The sequence below is a fragment of the Marinobacterium sp. xm-m-383 genome, assembly GCF_013283255.1.
In the GTDB taxonomy this organism is placed as follows: Bacteria; Pseudomonadota; Gammaproteobacteria; order Pseudomonadales; family Balneatricaceae; genus Marinobacterium_E.
The window spans coordinates 230,499-255,944 of sequence record NZ_WBYT01000003.1; the positions used below are offsets into that span (position 1 = coordinate 230,499).

The following is a 25,446-nucleotide window of genomic DNA, read 5'->3' on the forward strand; positions in this document are numbered from 1 at the left end:
GGTCTACTTCGGTGCTAAACCTGTTCTGGATCCCCCTACTGACACTCATTGGGGTGTTCGTTTCACTTTCTGCCAACAAGGTGTCGAGAACGGCCTGCGCGTTTGCAACAGCCGCACTGCCAGCGGTCGCTATGGCTACCCTGATCTCTTACGCACCCTCGGTACTCGATGGCGAGCGTTTTATTGAGCGATTCGAATGGATTCCAGCAGTCGGATTAGAACTCGCCTTCCGACTCGATGGGTTTGCACTGCTGTTTGCCCTGTTGATCTTAGGCATCGGTCTTCTTGTTATCCTCTATGCTCGTTACTACCTCTCAGAGCAGGACAACATGCCGCGCTTCTATGCGATGTTGATTCTCTTCATGACCGCCATGTTGGGTATTGTGCTGTCAGAGAACCTGATTCAACTCTGGCTATTTTGGGAACTGACCAGCATCAGCTCCTTCTTGTTGATCAGCTTCTGGAATCACAAGAGCGAAGCGCGCAAAGGTGCTCGCATGGCACTGACCATTACTGGCATGGGTGGTTTGGCGTTGTTTGCAGGCATTTTGCTGATCGGCCAGGTAGTCGGCAGCTACAACCTGACGGATGTATTGGCTCAAGGGGATCTAATCCGTGGCTCTGAGCTCTACCCCTATATTCTAGTCCTAGTGCTTCTGGGAGCCTTTACTAAGTCGGCACAGTTCCCATTCCACTTCTGGCTGCCCCACGCAATGGCGGCGCCAACGCCGGTCTCTGCTTATCTTCACTCAGCAACCATGGTGAAAGCGGGCATCTTTTTAATGGCTCGACTCTACCCGGCGCTTGCGGGTACCGACATGTGGTTCTTGATCGTCACCTTGACCGGTCTTGCCACCTTGCTGGTTGGCGCTTACATGGCTCTGTTTAAGCACGATCTTAAGGGGCTTCTCGCCTACTCCACTATCAGTCACTTAGGTCTGATCACGCTACTACTCGGTTTAAACTCAAAGCTTGCGGCGGTCGCTGCTACCTTCCACATCATTAACCACGCGACCTTTAAAGCCTCACTGTTCATGGCAGCGGGCATCATCGATCATGAGACGGGTTCACGGGATATGCGCAAGCTGAACGGCTTGTGGAGATACATGCCTCACACAGCAATGCTAGCGATGGTCGCGGCACTGGCCATGGCAGGGGTACCGCTACTGAACGGCTTCTTGTCCAAAGAGATGTTCTTTGCAGAGACCCTACAGCAGGGGTCACTGGGTGCGCTCTCATGGATTCTGCCTGTTCTAGCGACTGTTGCCGGTATCTTTTCGGTTGCCTACTCGTTGCGCTTCATTCATGACGTCTTCTTTAACGGTGAACCGATCAATCTTCCTAAGACACCGCATGAGCCTCCACGCTACATGAAGATTCCGGTCGAGATACTGGTCGCACTCTGTTTTGTCGTGGGTATTGCCCCTGGTCTGGTAGTTGCAGAGATTCTACACAGCGCTGCAACCTCTCTGCTGCAAGGCGAGACGCCCTACTACAGCTTGGCCATATGGCACGGATTTAACTTCCCACTGCTGATGAGTTTCATTGCACTGTTGGGTGGCATTGTCGTCTACGCGACCCGTAAGCAGTTGTTTGAGTTTCAGGCGCAATTCCCTGAACGAGACGCTAAAGCGATCTTTGATCAAAACATCAAGCGCATTGTGGATGCTGCCACAAGAATTTACGGCACACTTGAGAACGGATCGCTGCAACGCTACACCATGCTGTTCATCTTGAGTGTTGCGCTCTTTACGACGGTTCCAATGACGAAGCTGATCAATTTAGAGGGAGCACGCCCACTGCTGCCGGTCGATGGTATTAGCATCGTCGCTACCATCATTTTGGTCGTCTCCACACTGGTGACGCTGATCTGGCACCGCAAACGGATGATCGCACTGATTGCTGTCTCGGTCGTCGGCTTAATCGTCTCGCTTATCTTTGCCCGCTTCTCAGCACCTGACCTAGCACTGACTCAACTCTCAGTTGAAGTGGTCACGGTGATACTGTTGATGCTCGCACTCTTCTTCTTACCACAGGTCACTGCAAAAGCCGCTAGCCCCTCATCGGTGGTACGTGATCTTGGTTTGGCAACCTTGATTGGTGGTGTGATGGCAACCATTAGTTACGCCATGATGACGCATCCGCAAACCTCGATTGCCGACTTCTTCATCGCCAATTCAAAAATAGGCGGTGGTGGTACCAATGTGGTCAACGTGATTCTGGTCGACTTCAGGGGCTTTGATACCTTTGGCGAGATCACCGTACTGGGCATTGCCGGTTTAGGTATCTACAAACTGATCGCACGCATGAAACTCTTCATGCCATCAGCTGATCTTAACGGCATACCTTGGAGCAACGATCACCACCCGATGATGCTTGCGACCGTCTCAAGAGCACTGCTTCCTTTAGCACTTTTGGTGTCGGCTTACATCTTCTTACGTGGCCACAACCTGCCAGGTGGTGGCTTTATTGCCGGTCTAGTAACCGCTGTAGCACTGATCCTGCAGTACATCGCCAACGGTGTCGATTTCATGCGCGAACGCTCGAAACTGAACTACCAGTGGCTGATCTCTGTCGGTTTGATCATCGCAGGCGCTACGGGAATGGGCAGCTGGCTGTTTGGCTACCCCTTCTTAAGTTCGTGGTTTGATTACTTCTATCTGCCGGGTATCGGAAAGTTCGAGTTGGCCAGTGCCATGCTGTTTGATCTAGGGGTCTACCTAACCGTCATTGGATCCACCCTACTTATACTCGGGAATCTAGGCGCATTAACGACCCACGCACGTCCAGAGGAGTCTAAATAATGGAGCTACTGATCAGTTTGATTATTGGCCTACTCACCGCTGTGGGGGTATTTCTGGTACTTCGTGGTCGTACTTTCCCAGTGGTACTTGGTTTAACGGTGCTCTCTTACGCCGTGAACCTGTTTATTTTTTCCGCCGGCAGACTTGTCCTTGATGGTGCCGCGGTATTGAAATCTGGCCTAGCAACACCGGACCCTGTTCCGCAGGCGCTGGTTCTTACCGCCATTGTTATCGGTTTTGCGATGACCGCCTTCGCGGTCATCCTTGCTATTCGCGCACGTGCCGACCTAGGTAACGACCATGTCGATGGCCGACTACCAGAACAGAGTGGAGATCAGAAATGAACCACCTAATCACTCTGCCTATCATTCTGCCGCTTCTGTTAGCCACGCTGCAGTTACTGCCTGTTTTTGAAAAAAGCATCGAACGCCAACGTGTCATCAGCCTGTTAGGTTCGCTCACTCTGGTGATCCTCTCAGTCGCTCTGCTCATGTCAGCATCAGCAGGTAATGTAACGCTTTATGCACTGGGTAACTGGGATGCGCCGTTCGGCATCCAGCTAGTTGGAGATCGCCTATCGAGCTTGATGGTTATGCTGACCTCACTTCTACTGCTATCGGCCAATCTCTATGCCAGCGCAGGTGACGATAACCAAGGGCGCTACTTCTACCCATTGATGATGTTCCAAGCGATGGGGATCAACGGTGCTTTTCTGACAGGGGATATATTCAACCTATTCGTCTTTTTTGAGATCCTGCTGATCGCCTCTTACTCTCTACTGATTCACGGTGGCGGAAAACACAAAACCAGTGCAGCTGTGCACTATGTTTTCCTGAACCTTGTCGGCTCTGCGATCTTTCTGTTTGCGTTAGGCATCATCTACGGCACGCTCGGCACCCTAAACATGGCCGATATGGCGCTGCGAGTACGTGAGCTTAATGAGTCTGAGATTCAACTGACTAAGATTGGCGGCATGATGCTGCTCTCGGTGTTCGCTCTGAAAGCGGCGCTACTGCCTCTACAATTTTGGCTACCAAGAACCTACGCATCGGCCCCAGGCCCCGTTGTGGCGCTCTTTGCCATCATGACCAAAGTGGGCATCTACTCAATCATTCGCGTTCAAAACCTGATCTTTGGTGACAGCGCTGGTGCTCTAACCGATCTAGGACAGGATTGGATCTGGGTATTGGCGCTCGGCACACTGGTGATGGCAACTCTGGGGGTTATTTCAGCACCGAGCGTGAAACGTCTAGCCGCTCACTTAGTCATTTTGTCTGTCGGCACGCTGTTGGTGGCCGTCGGTTTTGGCAGTGCAAACTCGCTATCAGCAGCGCTCTATTACGCCGTTCACTCTACGCTAGCGGGCGCTGCTTTCTTCCTAATCGGGGACATTATCGCTGAGCAGCGTGAACGCTCGTTTGACCGAATCGTGGCCGGTCGCTCTTTGGCGCAGCCGATGGGCATTGGGATACTCTTTTTCATTGCAGCTCTAACTCTGATCGGCATGCCACCACTGTCGGGCTTTATTGGTAAGTTTTTGATCATGAAGTCGATCGACAGCAGCTCGGCACTGGTCTGGGCTTGGCCGCTGTTATTGATCGGCAGTTTGGCAGCACTGGTCGCCTTTTCACGCGCCGGATCGACACTGTTTTGGCGTTCCAACGGCAAACCGGATAGCAGCAAGGCCTCAGCAACGCGTAAATTTATTGCGGTCGGCATACTGCTGAGCGCTGCACCGTTGATGAGCCTATTTGCCGGCCCAATCACCCAGTACACAGACGCAACTGTTGAGCAGTTACGAGCGTTTGAGCAGGACCCGACACAGATTATGGCTAAAGGAGTGCAACGATGAGTTTCGTACGATCTTGGCTACCACGCCCCTTCTTATCACTGGTTCTGTTAATTGTCTGGTTGCTGATGAACAACAGTTTCTCGCTCGGGCAAATAGTGCTGGGGTTGATCCTAGCCTTGGGAATCCCACTACTGACAGAACCTCTACAGACTCAACAGATGGCGGTTAAGAGACCGCTAAAACTGATCAGATACATTCTGGTATTACTGTGGGATATCGTGGTCGCCAATCTTGCGGTAGCCAAATTGATTCTAGGGCCAACCAAAGCACTGCAACCTGGTTTTATCGCCTACCCGCTTAACTTAACGGGGGATCTACCGATCACCCTGCTTGCCTCAACCATATCACTGACGCCTGGAACCTTGAGTGCCGAAGTGAGCAAGGATCGAGAGTGGCTTTACATACACGCCCTTGATCTTCCCGACGAGCAAGCGTTGATTGATGAGATTAAACAGCGTTACGAGACCCCGCTGAAGGAGATATTCCAATGTTAGAGATCAGCCTTAAAATCGTTCTCGTCATGATCAGCATCGCTCTTATCATGAACACTTACAGTTTAGTCAGAGGCCCCTCGTTGCCCGAGCGCATTCTGAGCTTGGATACGCTCTACATTAACAGTATTGGTTTGATTCTGATCTATGGCATTGTGCAAGCCAGCTCCATCAACTTTGAAGCCGCACTGTTAATCGCCATGCTTGGCTTTGTCAGCACGGCCGCGCTCTGCAAATACCTTCTGCGCGGCGATATCATTGAGTAAGGGATAGGACAGAAGAACTATGAATTTTGCGATTGAACTGATCCTATCTCTGCTACTACTGCTAGGAGGATCGTTAATTCTGATTGGCTCACTGGGTCTGATTCGTCTTCCTGACGTTTACACTCGTTTGCACGCGCCTACAAAAGCGACCACCCTCGGTATGGGTGCGATCTTGATTGCATCAATGCTATTCACTCTGTTCGATCAGGGTTCATTAAGTGTGCAGCAACTCTTGATCACGCTGTTCCTGTTCATCAGCGCCCCTTTGACAGGGCACCTGTTAGCCAAAACAGCCATGCATCAGCGCTTAAAACAGATCGACAAGACCAAAAACGCGGAACTGATTGAAGTAGCTAGGGATCGAGAAGCCCCCAATCACTCTTCGGATTGAAGCAAGGCTAGGCTCGATGTAACCAACTGCTCACCGGCCTCTAATCGACGGTGAGTATCTTCGATGGATCGATCCTTAGGGTAGATCGCTTTTGCTTGATCAATCAGCGCTAGCGCACCCTCCTCATCCCCAATATTCTGACGAGCAATCGCCACATCTCTATAGAGTTGAATATCCGGTATCTGTTCAAGATAAGCTTCGCCCCACTCAATAAAGCCCAATACAGCATTCTGATCTTGATGCTCTATCGCACCATAGAGTGAAGAGCGCATTACAAAGTACTCACCCAACTCTTTAAAGTAGACATTGTTGAGCGCGAACCTCAAATGGGTGGGCTCAGTGCCGCGATGTTTGTAGTACTGCATGATTCCGGTCTGCGACAACAGCGAGTGAACCAAAAAGAGCACCATAATCGGCACAATGAATAGTGGACTACCTTTCAAAAGAGCCGTCGCACCCAGCGAGAGTTTGACCGGTTTGATAAGAGTGCGGTACGAGAAGAGCACGGCTAACAGCAGTGTCAGTAGAATCCAGTGGTATGTTGAAATATAAAAAGGTAACTCTGTCTGGGTATGCAGAGCGATGGGTAATAGCAGTGCGGCAAGCGCCAACCCCTCTCCCCACCCTAAACGGATCAACTGCAACACAACCCCTAAGACCGCGATACCAATGGCCAGCAGTGCGACCAAGCCGCCCTCGTCCATCCAAAACAGCAGTTCATTATGAGGATGGGAGAATCGAGGACTTCCATCGACCGCTGAAGCGTCCGTTGTCTGATAGTAGGTGACACGCTCTTTTTGGAATTCAGACTGGAAGCTACCGATGCCGTGACCAAACAGCGGCGAGCGTTCAAACACATCCAGTGCGATACGATAGATATGAGGACGAGCATCCTTACCCTCCTCTGCCAGTTTTTCGATCTTATTGTAGGCCTGCAGTGCACCATCATTGGCTTGATAACCGGCAATAGCTCCGGTTCCCAGTGTGAATGCCAACGCAATCGCCAGTAGCGGCTGACTGATTAGTGCTTTAATGCGCCCTGCGCAAATCAACAATAGTGCCAGCAAAGCACCGATCAAACCGACCCTAGAACCGGATGCGGCGACCTCTAGTGACGCTAGAAACAGCGTCAGAAACAGCGCTGATTTTTGCGGCCAGCGCTGTTCACTGAAGGTTTTCGTAGTCGCTAACCAAAGCGCTAGCGCCACCGCCGTTGCCATCAATGAGGCTTGTAAATTGGGTTGCTGGAACATCCCCAGCAGTCGATTGCCCGATGAGATAGGCACCCAACCTCTAAACAGTGGGTGTGAAATCATCTGTACCAGGCCGACCAGAGCATGAATCAACATCGACGCCAATAACAGATAGAGCAACTGATTCATCTGTTGCTCACTGAGTCGATACTGCAACACAGAGAACCAGAGCGCGATACCGCCAAACACCACACCGAGTCGAATCAGCCACTCGCCGGGGCGATCCATACCTGAGACAAATCCCGTCAGGTAGAGCCCTATCGGCATCGCTAAAATTAACCAAAGGTAGTTTGGACGCACCCATTCACCTGACTCTATAATCTTGAAAATGGCGCCCGCAATGATAAAGAGCACCGGCAACCAGACCACCGCATTAAACGGTAGATTCAACCCTTCACCACCTAAATTGTCTTGGTAATAGAAGGGCGCAACCAGAAACAGCAGGCTCAAAAGAATCGTTAAAACTTTAGATGCACGACTCTCATCTGAATCTTGGCCCAATAGTTGCATGTAATCTCCGTAAGTTTGGGTAAATAGCTGATGACTATTAAGTAATAGCACATGTAAGAAAATTGTCGTGCATTTATGCTTATAATGACAGTTATACCTACAAAGTAGATTTGTTGATAAAGGAAATTCAATGCTCTCTAAAGTGATCATCCCCGTTGCCGGCCTCGGTACTCGAGTTCTTCCAGCCTCTAAAGCCATTCCTAAAGAGATGCTGCCCGTCGTCGATAAACCGGTTATCCAACACGTCGTGGAAGAGGCCGCACGCGCAGGATTTCGCCAGATTGTTTTGGTGACACGCTCGGGCAAAGAGTCGATCGAAAACCATTTCGATGCCAACTACGAGCTAGAGCAGATGCTTGCCCTTAAGAATAAGACTGCTCTTTTGAATGCGGTAGAGAACTCACTACCAAAGGGCATCGAGGTCATCTCTGTGCGCCAACCTAGTGCAAAAGGTTTGGGGCATGCGGTGTTGTGTGCTGCCCACGTCATTGGTTCAGAGGACTTTGCCGTCATGCTGCCCGATATGGTGATTGACGATGAGGGTCTTGCCAGCGACTTCTCTGAGATGGTGAAACGTTACCAGAAAAACGGTTCTGGCCAGATCATGGTAGAGGGCGTACCACAGGAACATGTGGATCGTTACGGTATCGTTGATTGCGGCGGCCAACAGTTGACCGCCGGCACAGGCGCCCCAATTCATGGCATGGTTGAGAAACCACCCGTCGATCAAGCGCCATCAAACCAAGCGATTGTCGGTCGTTACATTCTGCCTAACCGTGTGATGGAGCTGTTGAAGACGACACAACCCGGTGCCGGCGGCGAAATCCAACTGACCGATGCGATGCTTGAGCTACTGTCAGAATCAACAATGGAGGCCTACAGCATGCGCGGCACCGTCTATGACTGTGGTAACAAAGCGGGTCTTCTACAAGCTAACCTTGCATTCGGTTTGAAGCACCCTGAAACCGCTGATGCGATGCGTGACTTCCTAGCTAAGAAGCAACTCTAAGAGGTCGATATGACTCAAGCTTGGTCGAAACTGGAACAATCAGCTGCACGCCTGAGTGCACAGCATCTTCGTGAATTGATCGATACCGATCAACGCTTTGAATCACTCTCGTTCCGACATGAAGGGATGTTGATGGACCTCAGTCGTCAGCGCATTGATGCTCAGGTGATGAATGAGCTACTTGCACTGGCCGACGAGAAGCAGCTTCCGTCAGCCATCAAAGCGCTGTTACAAGGTGAGCACGTCAACAACACAGAAGACAGAGCGGCGCTTCACTCTGCCCTTCGTCTTCCTAAAAGTGCACAGCTCCGAGTCGATGACCAAGATGTTGTCAGTGATGTTCACAAAACCTTGGATCGCATGGAGCAGTTTGTTGACCAGATCCATCAGGGGCAGTGGCGTGGCTACACGGGGAAACCGATCACCGACGTTGTCAACATCGGTGTCGGGGGCTCTGATCTTGGGCCGTTGATGGTGTGTGAAGCGACCCACCAGTTCCGACCAGAAGCGTCATTGAACATCGGTTTGCACTTTGTCTCCTCTATGGATGGCAGTCAGCTCTCGAATCTTTTGCTCGAGCTGGATTCTGAAACCACTCTATTTGTTCTGTCGTCTAAATCCTTTGGCACCATTGATACGCTAGCTAACGCGGCAACTGCGGTGGATTGGCTACAAGAGCGTAGCGGTCTAAATCGTGAGCTGCTGATCAAGCAGCACTTTATTGGGGTCACTGCTGCTCCTGAAAAAGCCGTCGCTTGGGGCCTTTCTGAAGAGACACTGCTTGAGTTTTGGGAGTGGACCGGCGGGCGCTACTCTCTCTGGTCCGCGATCGGCCTACCGATTGCTATCAGCATAGGGATGCAGGGCTTCCGTGATCTGCTGGCTGGTGCACACAGCATGGACAAACATTTCGAAGAGGCGGAGTTTGCCTATAACCTTCCGGTTCTTCTGGCGCTGATCGGTATCTGGAACATCAACTTCCAGGACATTCATGCCCATGCGATCTTGCCGTATGACGGTCGATTAGCCCATCTTCCCGCTTATCTAGAGCAGTTGGAGATGGAGAGTAACGGCAAGAGTGTTGGCATTGATGGAAACTCGATTGCACAGCGTACCTGTCCGATTCTTTGGGGTGAAATTGGCCCGAATGCACAGCATGCGTTTTACCAGCTTCTTCACCAGGGTACTGAGCGTGTGATGTGTGACTTTATTGTCCCTGCACGCCGCTACGTCGATCGTGAGAGCTCACTGCAAGAGCAGCACCAACTGGCGCTGGCCAACTGTTTAGCTCAAGCTCGAGTGCTTGCGCTAGGCGATGCAGCGCTGACCGATGGTGTTGAGCGTCCAGCCTGGCAACGCTACTTCGGCAACCAGCCCAGCACGGTTCTGATGCTGGATGAGCTAACGCCTTACAACTTAGGCAGCCTGATTGCCCTCTATGAACACAAGGTCTACGTCCAAGCAGTTATCTGGGGCATCAACCCATTTGACCAGTGGGGTGTTGAGCTGGGTAAAAAAGTGGCGAACGATCTAATTACTGCACTCAACCAAAGTGCCGACCATCAGTACGACCCGGCTACCGAGGGACTTCTGAATGAGATTCAAAATTTGCGAGGTAACGGACAATGAAGATCAGCGTTTGGGGACACGAACTCAGCGCATGGATTGCCCGTGCGCAATTGGCTGCCTATGGTAATGACATCTACCACGCGGTCGCCGATAACGAACCCATTGAGAGCCACCTGCGATCTGAGCCAGGACTTCTTACCAGCATCCAAGCAGCCGAGTTTAATCAGCGTCTGATTATCGACCCTCATAAAGCCCTAGAGTCCGATGTTCACTGGATAGCCATGGAGTCGAGCGCTTTCGATGAAGCGAAAACGCTGGTCGAGCGTTTAGCCGAATCTGACAAACCTCTGCTTCTGATTAACCAGAGTAACTTTGGGGTTGGCGCCAGCGATGAGCTGCAGTCGATGCTGGATGAGAGCAAAGGGCAGTACGTCGTCTACTTCCCCGATGTATTGCAAGCAGGCCAAGCGATGCAGCAGTTTGCCAACCCTCAGGCTCTACTGATCGGCAGTGAGCACGAGGTAGCAACAGATCTACTGCTAAGCCTGTTACGCCCCTTCCACCTAGGGCAGAGAGCCATTCAACGCATGACACGCCGTGAGGCCGAGTTCGTTAAGTATGCGATCACCGGTATCTTGGCGCTCCGTCTAGGCTACATCAACGAGATGGCGGGACTGTGCGATCAACTGGGTATCGATATTGATGCGATTCGCCGTGGCATGACGACCGATGTGCGTATCGGTAGCCACTACCTGCAACCAGGCTCTGGATTTGGTGGTCAGCAGTTCACCCAATATCTAGAAGGACTATCAACACTGCTCAGTGAACAGAAGGGCTCTGTCTTTGTCGACACCCTACTGCAGCAGAATGAGGTCAATAAAGAGTGGCCATTTAGAACCCTGTGGCAACACTATCAGTGTGACCTAAGTAACAAGACCTTTGCTATCTGGGGAGTTGCATTCAAGCCAGGTGTGGCCGACGTTGAGACCTCACCAGCACTGCGCGTCATCGATGCACTGTTGGCGCAGGGGGCTAAACTACAGATCCATGATCCTGAAGCGCTACAGACACTAGCCGCGCGCTATCCAGGCAACCAGCAGATACAACTGATGACGCATAACTACGACGCCTGTGAGGGCGCCGATGCGCTGTTGGTACTGACGGCCTGGCCAGAGTACGCATCACCCGACTTCAATCGCATCGCCTCCCAGTTGGAGAATCCTCTTATCATTGATGGGCGCAATCTGTATGATCCAAACCGCGTCCAATCAGCAGGCATAACCTACTACTGTATGGGACGCAGCTGTTTAACCAACGCCTAATTTCAAAAGGTTGCTGTGACCGATAAAAAGATTGAACACGCCCAGCTGAACTGGCGTGACGAACAACCCGAGTCGACTCAGTTTGGTGATATCTACTTCAGTGTTGAAGATGGTATCGCCGAGACTGAGCATGTGTTCATTCAATCCAATCAGCTTCCAGAGAGACTAGCATCACTCGACAAGCCAATGTTCACCATTGGTGAAACCGGATTTGGTACCGGACTTAATTTCCTAGTAGCTCGTCACCATTTTTTAACGACGGCTAAACCGCAGCAAACACTGCACTTCATCAGTTGTGAAAAGTACCCAATGCGCCTCGCTGATCTTAAGCGCGCATTGACACCCATTGGTGCAAAAGAGCCGTTCGCAGAGGGCGTTGATCAACTGGTGAGGCTATGGCCTGCTGCTCTACCTGGGTTTCACCAATTAAGCTTCGACAACGGGAGAATTCAGTTATGGCTCCTATTCGGCGATGCAGCCCAACAACTGTCGCAGATCGACGCCAGAGTGGATGCATGGTTCTTAGATGGGTTCGCTCCGTCAAAAAACCCTGAGATGTGGCACGAAGGTCTGTTTAAACAGCTGGCCAGATTGAGCAGTGAGAACACCAGTTTTGCGACTTTTACTTCTGCCGGCATCGTTAAACGAGGCCTGCAATCGGTGGGTTTTGAGATCAAAAAGATTCCTGGATTCGGCCGAAAGCGAGAGATGATTCACGGCCAATTTATTCAGGCCAGAGATTCACAGTCGCAGACTAAGCCATGGTTAGCTCGCCCGACTGCTCAAGAGAGAGGCAAAAACTGCGCTGTCATCGGGGCTGGGCTTGCCGGTGCTAGCGTTGCTCACGCATTAGCTGAGCGGGGCATAGAGGTTGATCTCTATGAGCGAGCACCGAAACCCGCAACGGGCGGCTCCGGTAACCCACAAGGGGCGCTCTATGCCAAGTTACCGGCGGTGCCGACTGCGGCATCCCGCGTCCACGCCAACGGCCTGCAGTTCACCGTCAATCAACTCAAGGCATTAAACCTTGATGACCAACAGCACGCCGATCTGTGTGGGGTGTTACAGCTCGCTGTCAGTGAAAAAGATCAAAAACTGCAGCAGAAGTTGATCGAAGCAAACAACTACCCTGAATCGCTGGTTAAACGGGTATCTGCAGAAGAGGCGTCTGAACTGGCAGGTACCGTCACAGAACATTCAGCACTCTATTTTCCAGACGCGGGTTGGGCATCGCCTCCTAAACTGGTCGACTATCTACTCAAACATGACAATATTCGCAGCCACTTTAACTGCCCCATTGAAACCCTTGAGCGTGACGGCAGCCAATGGCTAATCAACGGTGAAGCCTATTCACAGGTGGTTATCTGCAGTGCGTATGAGACAGAGCTACTAACAGGGTTAGCGAAGCTTGATCTGAAGCCTATTCGTGGCCAGACCAGCTGGTGCTCATCCGAAGAGACACCGAACTTAAAAACCGTGGTGTGCGGTGAGGGGTACATTTCACCGGCTCTGAATGGACAGTACTGTTTTGGCGCCTCATTTAAGGTGAATGACACTAGTCAGGATCTGAAACAGGCAGAGCACCAACACAACTTAGATCTTCTTGAACGGGCGCTGCCTGAGCTGTCTGAATCGGTGCAAAACAGAGAACTCTCTGGACGAGCATCGCAGCGAGCAGGGACTCGCGACTACCTGCCGATGGTCGGGGCTTTGTGTGATACAGAGAAATTGGTTGAGCAGTACCAGCGCTTAAGTGTCGATGCCAGTACAGAGTTCAATGACACAGCGCCTTGGCTTGAGGGGCTCTATGTCAGTGTGGGGCATGGCTCTAAAGGGTTGATCACCTGCCCTATCGCAGCGGAGATCATTGCCGCGCAAATCACCCACCAGCCCTACCCCTTAGAGCAGGAGTTGGTGGATATCTTATCGCCACAGCGATTTGCGATCCGCGATCTGATTAGAGCGGCTCATTCAAAAGGCTAATGCGAACCGCTAGTAAGCTTGAGCCAGGTTTAATCAGCTAATCGCTTATTCTGAGGCTTGCTCTGCGTTCTGCTGCTGAATCTTGGCAAGATCTTCAGCAGGGATAATGGTTGTGGTCTCGGTTTTACTGTCGAACATGATCAGCGCTTTACCGGTAAGGATCTGCTCTCTCACCTCTTCGACACGCTCTTCAAGACTCACTTCCTGTTCACCGTAGTCTGTCCCATCACGGGTAACAAACTCTTCGATCATGCCACGTAGGGCATCATCCGAAAGCATATTCGCTGGAACAATCACTACACTCTTCCTAACAACTGGTTAAATTCATTTTCATCTAGCACGCGGATGCCCAACTGCTCTGCTTTGGCCAATTTGGACCCAGCACCGGGTCCTGCGACCACCGCATCCGTTTTGGACGAGACACTGCCAGAGACCTTCGCACCCATCTCTTGAAGAAGCGCTTTCGCTTCACTGCGTCCCATAGTTTCAAGCGTACCAGTAAGCACCCAAGTCTGCCCTTCTAATGGCGCACTGGCGTCGCTGACCCTTCTCTCAGAGTACCAATGCATACCGAACTCAATCAGCTGCGTTTCAAAACGCTGCAACTGTTGGCACCAAGTCTCATCTTGGATCGCTTCTAGGACGCCAGCTGCCGCACGACTACTCAATTTAGGCACAGCTTTAAGCGCATCTTCATCTGCAGCCAAAAGCGCTTCGACTGTTTCAAAATGGGCTGCCAAAGCCTTAGCACCGGTCGCTGCTACACCTTTAATGTTAGACCCCTCAATCAGCTCAGCAAAGCTGACACTGGCCTGCAGCTTGGCGGCAATCTGCTCCTGCTCTTCCAGTTGAATGCCTAACGACAGGAGATCATCCAGAACCTTCTGGTTATGTTCCTCCGCCATAAAGTGGGTAATCTCATGGGCTACTTCCAGACCAATATCTGGAAGAAGGGTCAACGTACGAGACTGCGCCTGACGAATTCGTTCAAGCGTCCCCAAACTTAGCGCTAAAGTTCGAGCCGTCTCTTCCCCTACTTCAGGAATACCGAGGGCATAGATAAAGCGAGCTAGAGAGATGGTTTTAGACTGACCGACCGCATCGATCAGGTTTTGCGCTGACAGCTCAGCATATCCCTCTAGGGTTAACACCTGATCTTTGGTCAGTCTAAACAGATCCGCAGGTGATTTAACCAGCTCACGATCCACCAGTTGTTCAATCGCCTTGTCGCCCAGACCATCAATATCGAGCGCTTTACGAGAGACGAAGTGGATCAACGCCTGCTTCAACTGGGCACTGCAACTGAGGCGCCCAACACAACGGTAGACCGAACCTTCGACCTTCTGCTCCTGTCCTTTGCTGCGCTTAACGAGCTGCACACGCTCCACCTCAGAGCCACACACAGGACAAGCAGAAGGGATAGCAATCGGTTGTTCATCACCGGTGCGACGATCGGTTGCCACTTTGACGATTTGCGGAATAACATCACCTGCGCGGCGAATAACAACCCAATCCCCTACTTTCGCATCCAGTCGCGCGATCTCGTCCATGTTGTGTAGGGTGGCATTACTGACCGTGACTCCACCGACGAATACGGGTTCTAAACGAGCAACAGGGGTCACAGCACCTGTACGGCCAACTTGGAAATCAACATCGAGAAGCTGTGTCACCTCCTCTTGGGCAGGGTACTTAAACGCCGTAGCCCAGCGAGGATCACGTGAGCGGAAACCTAGGGTCTCTTGCACCTCTCGCGAATCGCACTTCAATACCACGCCATCTATGTCATAAGGGAGAGCGTCACGTTTAGCACCCAGAGCCTCGATGTAGTCGAAACAGGCATCCGCGCCCTCAACACGAGCGATTTGATCACTGATCTTGAGGCCCCAGCTATTAATTAACTGCAAGGTCTCATAGTAACTATCAGGCAGCTCATCGGAACCAACGCCCGTTCCATAACAGCAGAAGGTCAAAGGACGACTGGCGGTAATCGATGGGTCGAGCTGACGCAGGCTGCCTGCTGCAGCATTACGCGGATTCACAAAGCTCTTTTGACCCGTCTCACGAGCCTGTTGATTGAGCGCTTCAAACCCAGCCCGCGGCATATAGACCTCGCCACGCACTTCAATACGCTCTGGCCAACCCGCTCCCATCAATTTCAGAGGGACACTTTGGATGGTGCGTACGTTGCTGGTGATATCCTCACCGGTAGAGCCATCACCACGGGTCGCTGCTCTAACCAAAAAGCCATTCTCATAGAGGATGCTGACGGCCAGACCATCCAGTTTGGGTTCAAGCGTAATCGCCAGCGAGGCATCGCTGTCCAACCCCTCTTGAGCACGACGGTAGAATGCATGAACGTCATCACGATTGAACTGGTTGCTCAGACTCAGCATAGGGATCTCGTGTACCACTTCAGCGAAGCCACCCTCGGGTTTAGCGCCGACACGTTGAGTTGGCGAATCCGCGGTAACTAGCTCAGGGTGGTCTGCTTCGAATGCTTCGAGTTGGCGATAGAGGTGGTCATACTCAGCATCCGTGACCGAGGGGTCATCGAGTACATAATAGCGATAGGCGTGCTGTTGGAGCTGCTCTCTGAGCTCCAGAATCTGTTGTTCAATCGACATAAGGTTTGGACTTATTTGGATTTGCGAGTACGACGGCTCTTAGCGCGTGAACGAAGCTTGTAGGCCTTCACCAACTCACGATAGTGCTCCTGAGTTTGGGGACGCATCACTGAACGATCACTGTCGAGCATCTCGCCACCCAGTGCCTTAGCCAGAGTCTCCGCCGTGGCCAACATGCAATCAACCGCGTAGGAAGGATCACGTGGTTCGGTCATCGACATAAAGAAGGTGACCGCAGGCGTCTCATGGTCAGCCAAGGTCTCTATATTGAATGAGCCAGGTTCACCCACATCACTCATGGTAAATTGAATCGGTGAGTGATCACTGTTGTCTTCGAAACGATGGAAAAGATCCATCTGACCAAACTCCATACCACAGCGTTCAACCACGGTTTGAATATGAGCACCCGACAGGGAGCCACCCTTGGGTGCAACAACAAAGACAACCAAGCGGGTTTCTGGATCACTGAGGTCAAGTTCACGGAACTGTCGTCCGGTCGATGGAGATGCAGCGGCGACTGCAGCCTCTTGAGTCTCGGAGTCCTGTATCGCTTCAGCCTGGTCGATCAGCTCAGGCTCTTCGATCTCTGGCAGCGAGCTCACCAGTGATTCAATATCCTCAAGCGGTTCATCAACGGCATCCACATTAGGCTCAAGGAGCTGATCGAACTCACTGGCCTCTGGTTCCGGCTTTTTGGCAGGTGATTTGCGTTTACGAGCCGGTTTCTCTTTTTTGGCGCCCGCATCGACCAACTCATGAATTGGGCGATCAAGATCTAGGCCAAATAGGTCATCGACGTGACCGACAGGTTGTTCTGCAACGGGTTCAGCCTCTGGCTCTGGCTCTGGCTCTGGCTCTGGCTCTGGCTCTGGCTCTGGCTCTGGCTCTGGCTCTGGCTCTGGCTCTGCAGTCTGTTCGACTGTAATCTCTTGTTCAAGCGCCTCTTCAGGTGACTCGTCAGCAATTTCAACTTCAGGTGCTGCGGGCTCTTCCTGAACGGCTTCCTCTTGGATTGCCTCTTCTTGGACAGACTCTTCTAGAACGGCTTCTTCGATGGGTTGCTCAAGCGTTTCTTCAGGCTCAGTGCTATCTTCAGGCTCAGGACTGTTCTCAAGCTCAAGGCTACTTACAGGCTCAGGACTGCTCTCAAGCTCAGGGCTGTTCTCAGACTCAGGGCTGTCAATAGAGAGCGTCGGCTCACTGGGCTTAAGATTGGTTTTGCGAGGAGCCGATACGATACCTTCATCCGATAGGCTATCAAATGGATCGGGCTCAAGATCATCGACTCGAAGATCAGCGAGAGGGTCATCAATCACTGGCTCAGCTTCAACAGAGGATTGTTCAGGCTGCGCCGTTAGACTATCAAGTGGGTCTTCAGTTTGACTGGCTTGCTGAGCTTCGGCTGCCATTAAGGCATCGATATCGGGGCGCTCAACTTTGCGCTTTACTCGAGCACCCCCGTTAGGCAGTTCAGGATTATGTTTATCGGCAATTTCATCAGTGTCAGTCGATTCAGAGGAGGGATCGATCTTCATGCGGATTCGATTGGAGCCACCGCTGATACGTCGCCATCCATCGACAAGGATAAGCAGAATCAGCACGGCACCTGCCGCCATCAACCAATCTCTTAACTCCATTAAACGCTATCCTTGAACCACTGAAATTTATGCTTTTTGTAAACCCCTACTTTACAACTTCAGAGACCACTATTTCTAGTGGTTGAGACAAACCTTTTGTAGGTATATCAGTGATTTCCGCAATCATATCGCCTGGCTGTGGAGTCACATCACCACTGAGGCTGATTCGGGCGCTGACTGAAACGGTCTCATAACCCGATAGACGGGCTTGAGGTGTCATCGCATTGGCATCACTTAACACCAACTCAACCGGCAAATCGGCCGCCGTTAAACGCACACCTGCCAGTGGCATACCACCCTCTAAAGGACGCGCAACAATGAAGACTGGCGTCTCTGCTGGTACATTAGCGAGCAGTTCAGCAGCCACTGAAACTTTTACGGGTATAGCCGCCATCGCAGGCATTTCGATATCGCTGACATCTTCACCCAAGGCGATTAACTCATTTCGAGCACGCTCAACGCCATTCTGTAACGACTGAGCAGAAGCACCATCGGCATTGATTAGCGCTGTTGACCAGAAGCCAATCGCATCGCGATAGGCCTTACGCTCAAAGGCATCGATTCCCAAAATGCCTAGTGCTGTGATTTCGAACGGTTCCGCCGCTAGCGTTTTATCAACTTGGTCACGAACTTCAGGCGTCATGCCACCGGCAACGAAGAACATAGACTGAGCCAACTGCCCCATCACTGTCGCGTACTGAACATCCTGAGGCGTGAGGTAGGCTAAGGTATTTTGATAAGCCTCTAACGCACCCTGATAATCTTGTTGGCCCATCAGCGTGCTGGCTAACAGATACCAACCTTCTGGGTTTGCGGGTTGTAGCTCCAGCTCTTTACGCAGCTGATCAATCGCTTCTTGCAGCGTGGGCTGACGACCATCAAATGGATCTTCAGACATGTTCAGTGCCACTTCTAGCGCTGGTGCACTACCGACTTTGGCGTAAAGCCCTAATGAAGCAACCACCACCACTAACGCGATAAAAGAGGCAGCCATAAACTGTTTAGTTGAGATCGATTCGGAACTGAGCGAACGACTCTCCGTGCTGGCATCAATCAGCAAGTTCTTTTCAAGCTCTGTTTTAAGAACGGCAAAGTCTTCTTGTGACAATGATCCCGATGCGACCTCTTGCTCCAACTCCTGAAGACGATCTTTAAAGACTTCGACGTTATCGCGTTGCGGGTCAGAGGTAACGACCGTATCGACTTTATCTTTGAACTGTTTCCAAACCGGGTAGATAACAAACAGAATTGCTACGACCGATAACAGCGCAATACCCAACCACAAATACAACATTACTCTTTATCCTGTTTTAAAAGCGCATCGAGACGTGCCTGATCATCAGAGCTTAGCGCTGCCTCGCTCACTTTTCGACGCGAACGGCGCTGCCATACAACCGCTAAAATCACTAACACACCAAAGCCCAATACTAAAAACGGCCCATTCCATAGCAACCAAGTCTGGCTGTTCATTTTGGGGCGATAGAGAACAAAGTCACCGTAGCGAGTCACCATAAAATCGATGATGGTCTCATCTTCAGCACCCTCATCGATCATACGAAACACCTCGGTGCGTAGGTCTTTTGCGATTGGGGAATCGGAATCAGCGATATTCTGGTTTTGACACTTCGGACAACGTAGTTCAGCCGCTAATGCATGGAAACGTTTCTCATCTTCCACCGATTTAAAGTTGTGGGTATCAATGGCTGCAAAGCTAGAGGTCGAGAGCAGAACCAACAGAAACAGTGCGCGAATCATGAGGCTTCACCCTTGATCGTCTCGATGACGGACGAGAGATCCTGCCAAACTGTTGCATCCACCGCACCAACATGACGGTAACGAATAACGCCCTGCTGATCGATCACGTAGGTCTCTGGAGCACCGTAGACTCCTAGATCCAATCCTAGACGGCCCTGAGGATCGAAAACAACCTCTTTGTAAGGGTCTAGGTAGCGACGTAACCAATCATTCGCTTTGGTTAAATCGTCTTTATAGTTGATGCCATAAATGGTGACACCCTGGCTGGCCAACTGATTAAGGAAGGCGTGCTCCTCTTTACAGGTGGGACACCAAGTAGCCCAGACATTAACCAGTGCGATATCGCCTTTAAAATCGTCCACCGTCAGCTTGCGACTTGGATCAGTAACAGAGGTCAACTCAAACTCAGGCATCGGCTTGTTCAACAGTGCTGAGGGCAGTTCGCGAGGATCTAGATATAGGCCCTTCCAAAGGAAAAAGCCTAAGCCGATAAAGAGCGCCAGCGGAGCAAATAGAAACAGTTTCTTCATGACGACTCCTTAGGCCAATTTCGCATCGCGTTGCGACATCTTACGGTAACGTTTATCCATCGCCGCGAGGAAACCACCAAAGGTCATCAACAGACCGCCCAACCAGAGCCAGCGAACATAGGGTTTAAACTGGAGACGAATCGCCCAAGCCCCGCCCTCTAGAGGCTCACCCAGTGCCACATAGAGATCTCTAAATAGACCCGCATCAATCGACGCTTCGGTCATCACGTTGCCACGGGCGGTGTAGAGACGCTTCTCGGGTGTCATGACTTCGTAGAGCTGACCATCCTGGTAGACGTTGATAACACCCTTGTCAGAGGTGTAGTTAGGTCCTTCAACGTGCTCGATACCTTTAAATTCAAACACATACTGCCCAACCTCTTGGCGATCACCGGGCGCCATACGCAGATCACGATGTTCAGTAAACGCAGAGACCATCGCGATACCCACCGCAAGAACAGCCATTCCCAAATGTGCCAAATGCATACCCCAGTAAGCACGAGGCAGTTTTTTCAGTGAGGCAAAGAGTGAACCTGAACGCTTACCAGCACGATCGTATAGATCGACCAGTGCACAGAATACGATCCAGTAGGCCAGAATAATGCCCACATATGTCCAGTGATCCCAACCCTCGCCACCACGAATCATCATGGTTGCGACGCCAAAGACGACAGCAAGCACTAAAGGACCGATCAGACGTTTAAACAGTTGCGTCGCATCGGTTTGACGCCAACGCACCAGCGCACCGACACCCAGAGCAACCATCAGCAGAGCGCCTAAAGGAACCGTCAAAGCATTGAAGTAGGGAGGTCCAACCGACATTTTACCCATACCCAGTGCATCAATAAGCAGAGGATAGAGGGTGCCTAGTAGCACTGTGAATGCGATGACTGTCAGTAGAACGTTGTTGACCAACAGCAGGGTTTCACGCGAGACCAAGGTAAAGCTAGAGTCACTCTTCACCTGAGCGGCACGAATACCGTACAGTAGAAGCGATCCCCCAATGGCAACCGCAAGCATGACCAGAATGTAGAAACCACGTGCTGGATCCGATGCAAAGGCATGCACCGAGGTCAGAACGCCGGAACGAACTAAGAAGGTTCCTAACAGACTTAACGAGAAGGCAAAGATCGCAAGCAGTAGCGTCCAGCTTTTAAAGACGCCACGTTTTTCAGTGACTGCCAGGCTGTGAATCAATGCAGTGCCAACTAGCCACGGCATCAATGACGCGTTTTCGACTGGATCCCAGAACCACCAGCCGCCCCAACCAAGTTCGTAGTAGGCCCACCAACTGCCTAGTGCAATACCCAGCGTCAGGAATGCCCAAGCAACGTTCGTCCATGGACGTGACCAGCGTGCCCAAGCGGCATCCATACGTCCGCTCAACAGGGCCGCAATAGCAAAGGCAAACGCAACTGAGAAGCCAACATAGCCCATGTAGAGCATTGGAGGGTGAACAATCAAACCAAAATCTTGAAGCAGTGGGTTAAGGTCTGCACCCTGTGCCGGAGAACGAGGTAAAAGACGCTCGAACGGGCTTGAGGTAAAGATGACGAACGACAGAAAACCGGTCGTAATGATGCCTAACACACCTAAAACGCGACCAATAATGTCCAACGGCAACGCTTTACTCTTCAGAGCAACGGCTAACGTCCAGCCAGCAAGGGTCAGTACCCAAAGTAGAAGAGACCCCTCATGACCACCCCATACTGCACTGACACGGTAGTACCAAGGTAGGGCCGTATTAGAGTTATTGGCAACGTACTCAACACTGAAGTCGTTGGTTAAGAAGGCGTAGACCAGAAAAGCAAAGGCCAGACCAACAAAAAAAGTTACACCGATCGTCAGCGGGCGAGCGTAGCTGACTAACAAAAGGCTCGAACGCTGAGCACCTACCATCGGAACAACCGACAGCAGAATGCTTAAAAACATAGCTAAGATTAGAGAGTAGGTTCCCAGTTCGGCAATCACTTGTTGAACTCCTCTTTTGAAGGCATCGGCATCTTACCGCTCTTCTCTAACGCTTCTGCCACTTCAGGCGGCATGTAGTTTTCGTCATGCTTCGCAAGAACTTCAACGGCTTGCAGTGTGCCAGAGGCGTCAAGTTTACCCTGCGCAACAATGCCCTGCCCTTCACGGAACAGATCAGGAAGAATACCGCTGTACTCAATGGCAACCTTGTTCTCGTAGTCGGTCACCTCAAAGGTAACACGCAACGAGTTTGGATCGCGTTTCACACTGCCTTCAACGACCATGCCGCCGGCACGAATACGGGTGTCTGCAGGGGCTTCACCCTTGGCAATCTGAGTCGGAGAGTAGAATAGGTTAATGTTTTGACTCAGTGCATACATCGTCAGACCGATCGCGGCACTGGCGCCAAATACAATCATAAGAACAATGATTAATCGCTTTTTACGTTTTGGATTCATGACTTAACACTTTCACGTTGAATGCGGCGGCGAAGCGAACGACGAGTCTCGCGGCCTTGAATAATGGGCAGATAAAGGCAGAGTGCGATGGTCAGCAGACCCAGCCCATAACTTAACCAGACATACAGGCCATGACCGCCCATATTTAAAAAATCTGCAAAGGTTTCAAACGCCATAGTTCACCTAAAATTTGAGTTGGCTGTAAGGTAGTGTCATTTTCTGACGCAAACCTTAACTACCAAGAAGCTCTTTTACCCAGCCTGCACGGCGTTCGCGAGTTAAAATCTCATTACGAAGACGCAACATCATCGCTAGCCCAAACACTAAGTAGAGAGCGATCACCATCACCAGAAGTGGCATCCACATCTCAGCGGGCATGGCCGGTTTCTCTGTTATTTTAAAAGTGGCTGGCTGATGCAGTGTGTTCCACCACTCCACCGAGTATTTAATGATCGGAATGTTAACCAGACCCACTAACGCCAATACCGCCGTCGACTTAGCGGCTGTGGTTTCACTCTCAATAGCCGAGTTTAGCGCCATCACCCCCAAGTAGAGGAATAGAAGCACTAACATTGAGGTTAAACGCGCATCCCAAACCCACCAAGAGCCCCAGGTAGGCTTACCCCAAATAGCACCGGTTGCCAGAGCTAACACAGCGAGCGCAGCTCCCAGTGGCGCCACAGATTTGGCTACCATATCGGCCACTTTCATCTTCCAGATCAGGCCAATTGCACCGGCAATCGCCATCAACATATAGAAGCTCTGCGCCAGAATCGCCGTCGGTACATGCAGATAGATAATGCGGAAGCTATTGCCCTGCTGATAATCCGATGGCGCAAACGCTAGCCCCCACACCAGACCAATAACAAACAAAAGACCACCAATGGCCGCAAACCAGGGAATCAATTTACCGGTGATCGAGTAACACCAACGAGGTGATGCCAACTGATAGAACCAACGAGGTAACCAACCACTAGCCATAACTTTTATCCACTCACTGAAATTCGTAATGCCGCACCGGCTGCAATAGGCGCCAATGCCAATGCTAATGCCAACATAGCCCCCAACAGCGCCAGATAACCGTCTAGGGGCAAACCTGTTACTGCTGCTTGTACGGCGCTAGAGCCAAAAATGAGCACCGGAATATACAAGGGCAAAACCAACAGAGAGATCAACACGCCACCACGACGCAGACCCACCGTCAGTGCTGCACCGATCGCACCGATCAGTGACAGCGTTGGAGTGCCCAACAACAGACTGAGCATCAACCCGGGCATCCCCTCCGAAGGCAAGAACAACATCACACCCAAAAGGGGTGCCACTAAAGTCAACGCCAAACCTGATAGCAACCAGTGAGCTAACACTTTGGATAGCACCACTAAAAAGACTGGCTGAGGTGATAGCAGCAACTGCTCTAACGAGCCATCTTCGTAGTCCGATTTAAACAGGGTCTCCATCGACAACAGTGTTGCCAAAAGAGCCGCTACCCAGACCAGACCGGGGGCTAACTGAGAGAGAAAATTCGGCTCTGGGCTAACTCCGATTGGAAAGAGTGACGCGACAATTAAAAAGAAGATCAGCGGATTCACCAGTTCGCTTTTGCGACGAAACGCGAGCGTAAGATCACGCTTAAAAGTCTGCTTAAACAGCTGTAGAGTGGAACTCATTATGACCACTCCCGTTGAGACGAGGCGAAGTGTTCAACATTGATGGTATGCAGAGGAATCTCTGCACTAAGATCCTGGTGCGTAGTCATAATGACACTGCCACCCGCTTGAATGTGCTCAACCATTAACGCCTCTTTCGCTGCCACACCAATTTTATCGATTGCTGTAAACGGCTCATCGAGTATCCAGAGTTTCGCTCTGCTCATATAGAGTTTTGCCAGTGCGATACGACGCTTCTGACCGGCGGAAAGCTGATGCGCAGGAACATCTTCAAACCCTTTCAAACCCACACTCTCTAGTGCTTGTTGCGCTCGACTAGCGTCCAAAGAGGGGTGTAATGCACACTGCCAATGCAGATTCTCCTCTGCCGTCAACATGGCACTGACACCGGCTTGGTGACCTATGTATAGTAGTTCTGATAGGAATTGTTCACGCACCTCATCCATTGGCTCACCGCGCCAATAGAGCTCACCTTCATAATGGGAGCTGAGACCACACAAAATACTCAGCAGCGTCGTTTTACCGGAGCCATTGCGTCCTTCAACCTGCCAGATTTCACCTTCGGAGACAGTCAGCTGTAGATGATCGAACAGAATACGATCATCACGCTCACAAAATAGGGATTGGGCTGTTAAAAGCGCCTGCGCCACAAAGACTCCAAAAGGTTAGCAAATTACAATTCGCGAAATTATAACCTTATTACCATCTGTAGTCAGGTAGAGATAGCAGTTAAAGCGGAGTATCGCCGTGCTTGAGACGGACATACATCAACGCTACGGAGATTGCGTCACCTAACGCCGTATGACGTTGAATCATAGGCATATTCAGTTTGTCAGCAATAGTGTCGAACCGCAGGTCGACATCACCCCCAACGTGACGCCACTTAATGATGTCGTGATAGACGTGCGACAGCTCGATCGCCTTATTAGGAAGACCAAAGCCAAACGCAGGACGCAAGAACTTATCGAGCATGCGAATATCGTAGTTGACGTAGTAGCCGAGGATGGGGCGATTACCGACAAACTCCAACACCTGCTCCAGCGCCTCCTCAATGGAGACACCGTCGGCCAGATCGGCTGCGCGGATTTTATGGATTTTGATCGATTCAGCCGTCAAATCAGCCGGTGGTTTCAATTTAATATCAAGACGATCACTGGTCTTTACGCGCTTACCTTTGATTTTGACGGCGCCAATCGACAGTATTGATGCCTCGCTGACATCAAGACTGGTTGTCTCACAATCTAACGAGACAACCTCATCACCCTCATACTGATCAAAAAGAGAGACCCAACGCGGATCTTTAACCGCACGTTTGTCTTTAAATTTGCGTATAGCACGAGGCAATATCATGTTT

Annotated in this window: 24 protein-coding genes; 10 read left to right on the forward strand and 14 right to left on the reverse strand. The window is 51.2% G+C overall.

From position 1 onward, the window contains the following. Positions 1-11: 11 nt before the first annotated feature. From XMM383_RS06745 to XMM383_RS06770, 6 genes are read left to right on the forward strand one after another with little or no spacing between them, the layout of a single operon-like run. Positions 12-2,804 (forward strand): monovalent cation/H+ antiporter subunit A, encoded by a 2,793-nt coding sequence (locus XMM383_RS06745; RefSeq protein WP_173483868.1) that lies wholly within the window; start codon positions 12-14, stop codon positions 2,802-2,804. After that, the gene (locus tag XMM383_RS06750) at positions 2,804-3,148 is read left to right on the forward strand and encodes a Na+/H+ antiporter subunit C (protein WP_173494729.1); all 345 of its coding nucleotides are present in this window, start codon (positions 2,804-2,806) and stop codon (positions 3,146-3,148) included. The genes XMM383_RS06745 and XMM383_RS06750 overlap by 1 nt, the downstream gene beginning before the upstream one ends. Continuing rightward, complete coding sequence (locus XMM383_RS06755) at positions 3,145-4,656, forward strand: monovalent cation/H+ antiporter subunit D (RefSeq protein ID WP_173494730.1); 1,512 nt, start codon at positions 3,145-3,147, stop codon at positions 4,654-4,656. The genes XMM383_RS06750 and XMM383_RS06755 overlap by 4 nt, the downstream gene beginning before the upstream one ends. Next, on the forward strand, positions 4,653-5,150 hold the full coding sequence (locus tag XMM383_RS06760; protein ID WP_173482858.1) for a Na+/H+ antiporter subunit E: 498 nt from the start codon (positions 4,653-4,655) through the stop codon (positions 5,148-5,150). The genes XMM383_RS06755 and XMM383_RS06760 overlap by 4 nt, the downstream gene beginning before the upstream one ends. After that, the gene (locus XMM383_RS06765; protein ID WP_173480400.1) at positions 5,144-5,413 is read left to right on the forward strand and encodes a K+/H+ antiporter subunit F; all 270 of its coding nucleotides are present in this window, start codon (positions 5,144-5,146) and stop codon (positions 5,411-5,413) included. Before XMM383_RS06760 ends, XMM383_RS06765 begins: the two co-directional genes overlap by 7 nt. A gap of 19 nt (positions 5,414-5,432) precedes the next feature. After that, positions 5,433-5,804 carry a Na+/H+ antiporter subunit G gene (locus tag XMM383_RS06770; RefSeq protein ID WP_173480399.1) on the forward strand — a complete coding sequence of 124 codons (372 nt, stop codon included), beginning with the start codon at positions 5,433-5,435 and terminating at the stop codon, positions 5,802-5,804. Here the strand turns inward: XMM383_RS06770 and XMM383_RS06775 are convergent. Continuing rightward, complete coding sequence (locus XMM383_RS06775) at positions 5,789-7,567, reverse strand: O-antigen ligase (RefSeq protein WP_173494731.1); 1,779 nt, start codon at positions 7,565-7,567, stop codon at positions 5,789-5,791. The genes XMM383_RS06770 and XMM383_RS06775 overlap by 16 nt on opposite strands. 130 nt (positions 7,568-7,697) lie before the next feature. On the opposite strand from XMM383_RS06775, the gene galU reads away from it, so the two are divergent. The 4 genes from galU to mnmC are packed head-to-tail and all read left to right on the forward strand — an operon-like array spanning position 7,698 to position 13,450. Then, on the forward strand, positions 7,698-8,576 hold the full coding sequence (gene galU / locus XMM383_RS06780) for a UTP--glucose-1-phosphate uridylyltransferase GalU (protein ID WP_173482860.1): 879 nt from the start codon (positions 7,698-7,700) through the stop codon (positions 8,574-8,576). 9 nt (positions 8,577-8,585) lie between these two features. Next, the gene (gene pgi, locus XMM383_RS06785) at positions 8,586-10,205 is read left to right on the forward strand and encodes a glucose-6-phosphate isomerase (protein WP_173480396.1); all 1,620 of its coding nucleotides are present in this window, start codon (positions 8,586-8,588) and stop codon (positions 10,203-10,205) included. Beyond that, positions 10,202-11,467: a UDP-glucose/GDP-mannose dehydrogenase family protein gene (locus tag XMM383_RS06790; RefSeq protein ID WP_173480395.1), complete on the forward strand. Its 1,266-nt coding sequence runs from the start codon at positions 10,202-10,204 to the stop codon at positions 11,465-11,467. Before pgi ends, XMM383_RS06790 begins: the two co-directional genes overlap by 4 nt. 15 nt (positions 11,468-11,482) lie before the next feature. Then, entirely contained in the window at positions 11,483-13,450 is a 1,968-nt protein-coding gene (gene mnmC / locus XMM383_RS06795) for a bifunctional tRNA (5-methylaminomethyl-2-thiouridine)(34)-methyltransferase MnmD/FAD-dependent 5-carboxymethylaminomethyl-2-thiouridine(34) oxidoreductase MnmC (RefSeq protein WP_173483864.1), read from the forward strand. Between the two features lie 45 nt (positions 13,451-13,495). Here mnmC and XMM383_RS06800 read toward each other — a convergent pair whose 3' ends face one another. The 13 genes from XMM383_RS06800 to XMM383_RS06860 form a co-directional block, all read right to left on the reverse strand. After that, the gene (locus XMM383_RS06800; protein ID WP_371731417.1) at positions 13,496-13,747 is read right to left on the reverse strand and encodes a YheU family protein; all 252 of its coding nucleotides are present in this window, start codon (positions 13,745-13,747) and stop codon (positions 13,496-13,498) included. Beyond that, entirely contained in the window at positions 13,747-16,074 is a 2,328-nt protein-coding gene (ligA, locus tag XMM383_RS06805) for an NAD-dependent DNA ligase LigA (RefSeq protein WP_173494732.1), read from the reverse strand. Before ligA ends, XMM383_RS06800 begins: the two co-directional genes overlap by 1 nt. Before the next feature lie 11 nt (positions 16,075-16,085). After that, the gene (locus XMM383_RS06810; protein ID WP_173494733.1) at positions 16,086-17,711 is read right to left on the reverse strand and encodes a cell division protein ZipA C-terminal FtsZ-binding domain-containing protein; all 1,626 of its coding nucleotides are present in this window, start codon (positions 17,709-17,711) and stop codon (positions 16,086-16,088) included. 46 nt (positions 17,712-17,757) lie between these two features. Then, on the reverse strand, positions 17,758-19,005 hold the full coding sequence (ccmI, locus tag XMM383_RS06815; RefSeq protein WP_173482865.1) for a c-type cytochrome biogenesis protein CcmI: 1,248 nt from the start codon (positions 19,003-19,005) through the stop codon (positions 17,758-17,760). Continuing rightward, positions 19,005-19,466 carry a cytochrome c-type biogenesis protein gene (locus tag XMM383_RS06820; RefSeq protein WP_173488516.1) on the reverse strand — a complete coding sequence of 154 codons (462 nt, stop codon included), beginning with the start codon at positions 19,464-19,466 and terminating at the stop codon, positions 19,005-19,007. The genes ccmI and XMM383_RS06820 overlap by 1 nt, the downstream gene beginning before the upstream one ends. Further along, positions 19,463-19,996 carry a DsbE family thiol:disulfide interchange protein gene (locus XMM383_RS06825; protein ID WP_173480389.1) on the reverse strand — a complete coding sequence of 178 codons (534 nt, stop codon included), beginning with the start codon at positions 19,994-19,996 and terminating at the stop codon, positions 19,463-19,465. The genes XMM383_RS06820 and XMM383_RS06825 overlap by 4 nt, the downstream gene beginning before the upstream one ends. Before the next feature lie 9 nt (positions 19,997-20,005). Then, on the reverse strand, positions 20,006-21,967 hold the full coding sequence (locus XMM383_RS06830; RefSeq protein ID WP_173494734.1) for a heme lyase CcmF/NrfE family subunit: 1,962 nt from the start codon (positions 21,965-21,967) through the stop codon (positions 20,006-20,008). After that, complete coding sequence (gene ccmE / locus XMM383_RS06835; protein ID WP_173480387.1) at positions 21,964-22,425, reverse strand: cytochrome c maturation protein CcmE; 462 nt, start codon at positions 22,423-22,425, stop codon at positions 21,964-21,966. Before ccmE ends, XMM383_RS06830 begins: the two co-directional genes overlap by 4 nt. Next, a complete protein-coding gene (ccmD, locus tag XMM383_RS06840) occupies positions 22,422-22,601 on the reverse strand; it encodes a heme exporter protein CcmD (protein WP_173480386.1) in 180 nt (59 codons plus the stop codon). The genes ccmE and ccmD overlap by 4 nt, the downstream gene beginning before the upstream one ends. Before the next feature lie 55 nt (positions 22,602-22,656). Continuing rightward, complete coding sequence (gene ccmC / locus XMM383_RS06845; RefSeq protein ID WP_173494735.1) at positions 22,657-23,406, reverse strand: heme ABC transporter permease CcmC; 750 nt, start codon at positions 23,404-23,406, stop codon at positions 22,657-22,659. A gap of 5 nt (positions 23,407-23,411) precedes the next feature. Then, entirely contained in the window at positions 23,412-24,092 is a 681-nt protein-coding gene (ccmB, locus tag XMM383_RS06850) for a heme exporter protein CcmB (protein ID WP_173480384.1), read from the reverse strand. Beyond that, entirely contained in the window at positions 24,092-24,742 is a 651-nt protein-coding gene (ccmA, locus tag XMM383_RS06855; RefSeq protein ID WP_173482868.1) for a cytochrome c biogenesis heme-transporting ATPase CcmA, read from the reverse strand. Before ccmA ends, ccmB begins: the two co-directional genes overlap by 1 nt. A 79-nt stretch (positions 24,743-24,821) precedes the next feature. Beyond that, positions 24,822-25,442, reverse strand: a complete 621-nt coding sequence (locus tag XMM383_RS06860; RefSeq protein ID WP_173480382.1) for a 3'-5' exonuclease — start codon at positions 25,440-25,442, stop codon at positions 24,822-24,824. Positions 25,443-25,446: the final 4 nt, after the last annotated feature.

Bases quoted from the DNA above. Each gene is read 5' to 3' on its own strand.
- XMM383_RS06750 (WP_173494729.1), top strand. From the start codon at position 2,804: ATGGAGCTACTGATCAGTTTGATTATTGGCCTACTCACCGCTGTGGGG.
- XMM383_RS06755 (WP_173494730.1), top strand. From the start codon at position 3,145: ATGAACCACCTAATCACTCTGCCTATCATTCTGCCGCTTCTGTTAGCC.
- XMM383_RS06760 (WP_173482858.1), top strand. From the start codon at position 4,653: ATGAGTTTCGTACGATCTTGGCTACCACGCCCCTTCTTATCACTGGTT.
- XMM383_RS06765 (WP_173480400.1), top strand. From the start codon at position 5,144: ATGTTAGAGATCAGCCTTAAAATCGTTCTCGTCATGATCAGCATCGCT.
- XMM383_RS06770 (WP_173480399.1), top strand. From the start codon at position 5,433: ATGAATTTTGCGATTGAACTGATCCTATCTCTGCTACTACTGCTAGGA.
- XMM383_RS06775 (WP_173494731.1), bottom strand. From the start codon at position 7,567: ATGCAACTATTGGGCCAAGATTCAGATGAGAGTCGTGCATCTAAAGTT.
- galU (WP_173482860.1), top strand. From the start codon at position 7,698: ATGCTCTCTAAAGTGATCATCCCCGTTGCCGGCCTCGGTACTCGAGTT.
- pgi (WP_173480396.1), top strand. From the start codon at position 8,586: ATGACTCAAGCTTGGTCGAAACTGGAACAATCAGCTGCACGCCTGAGT.
- XMM383_RS06790 (WP_173480395.1), top strand. From the start codon at position 10,202: ATGAAGATCAGCGTTTGGGGACACGAACTCAGCGCATGGATTGCCCGT.
- ligA (WP_173494732.1), bottom strand. From the start codon at position 16,074: ATGTCGATTGAACAACAGATTCTGGAGCTCAGAGAGCAGCTCCAACAG.
- XMM383_RS06810 (WP_173494733.1), bottom strand. From the start codon at position 17,711: ATGGAGTTAAGAGATTGGTTGATGGCGGCAGGTGCCGTGCTGATTCTG.
- ccmI (WP_173482865.1), bottom strand. From the start codon at position 19,005: ATGTTGTATTTGTGGTTGGGTATTGCGCTGTTATCGGTCGTAGCAATT.
- XMM383_RS06820 (WP_173488516.1), bottom strand. From the start codon at position 19,466: ATGATTCGCGCACTGTTTCTGTTGGTTCTGCTCTCGACCTCTAGCTTT.
- XMM383_RS06825 (WP_173480389.1), bottom strand. From the start codon at position 19,996: ATGAAGAAACTGTTTCTATTTGCTCCGCTGGCGCTCTTTATCGGCTTA.
- ccmE (WP_173480387.1), bottom strand. From the start codon at position 22,425: ATGAATCCAAAACGTAAAAAGCGATTAATCATTGTTCTTATGATTGTA.
- ccmD (WP_173480386.1), bottom strand. From the start codon at position 22,601: ATGGCGTTTGAAACCTTTGCAGATTTTTTAAATATGGGCGGTCATGGC.
- ccmC (WP_173494735.1), bottom strand. From the start codon at position 23,406: ATGGCTAGTGGTTGGTTACCTCGTTGGTTCTATCAGTTGGCATCACCT.
- ccmB (WP_173480384.1), bottom strand. From the start codon at position 24,092: ATGAGTTCCACTCTACAGCTGTTTAAGCAGACTTTTAAGCGTGATCTT.
- XMM383_RS06860 (WP_173480382.1), bottom strand. From the start codon at position 25,442: ATGATATTGCCTCGTGCTATACGCAAATTTAAAGACAAACGTGCGGTT.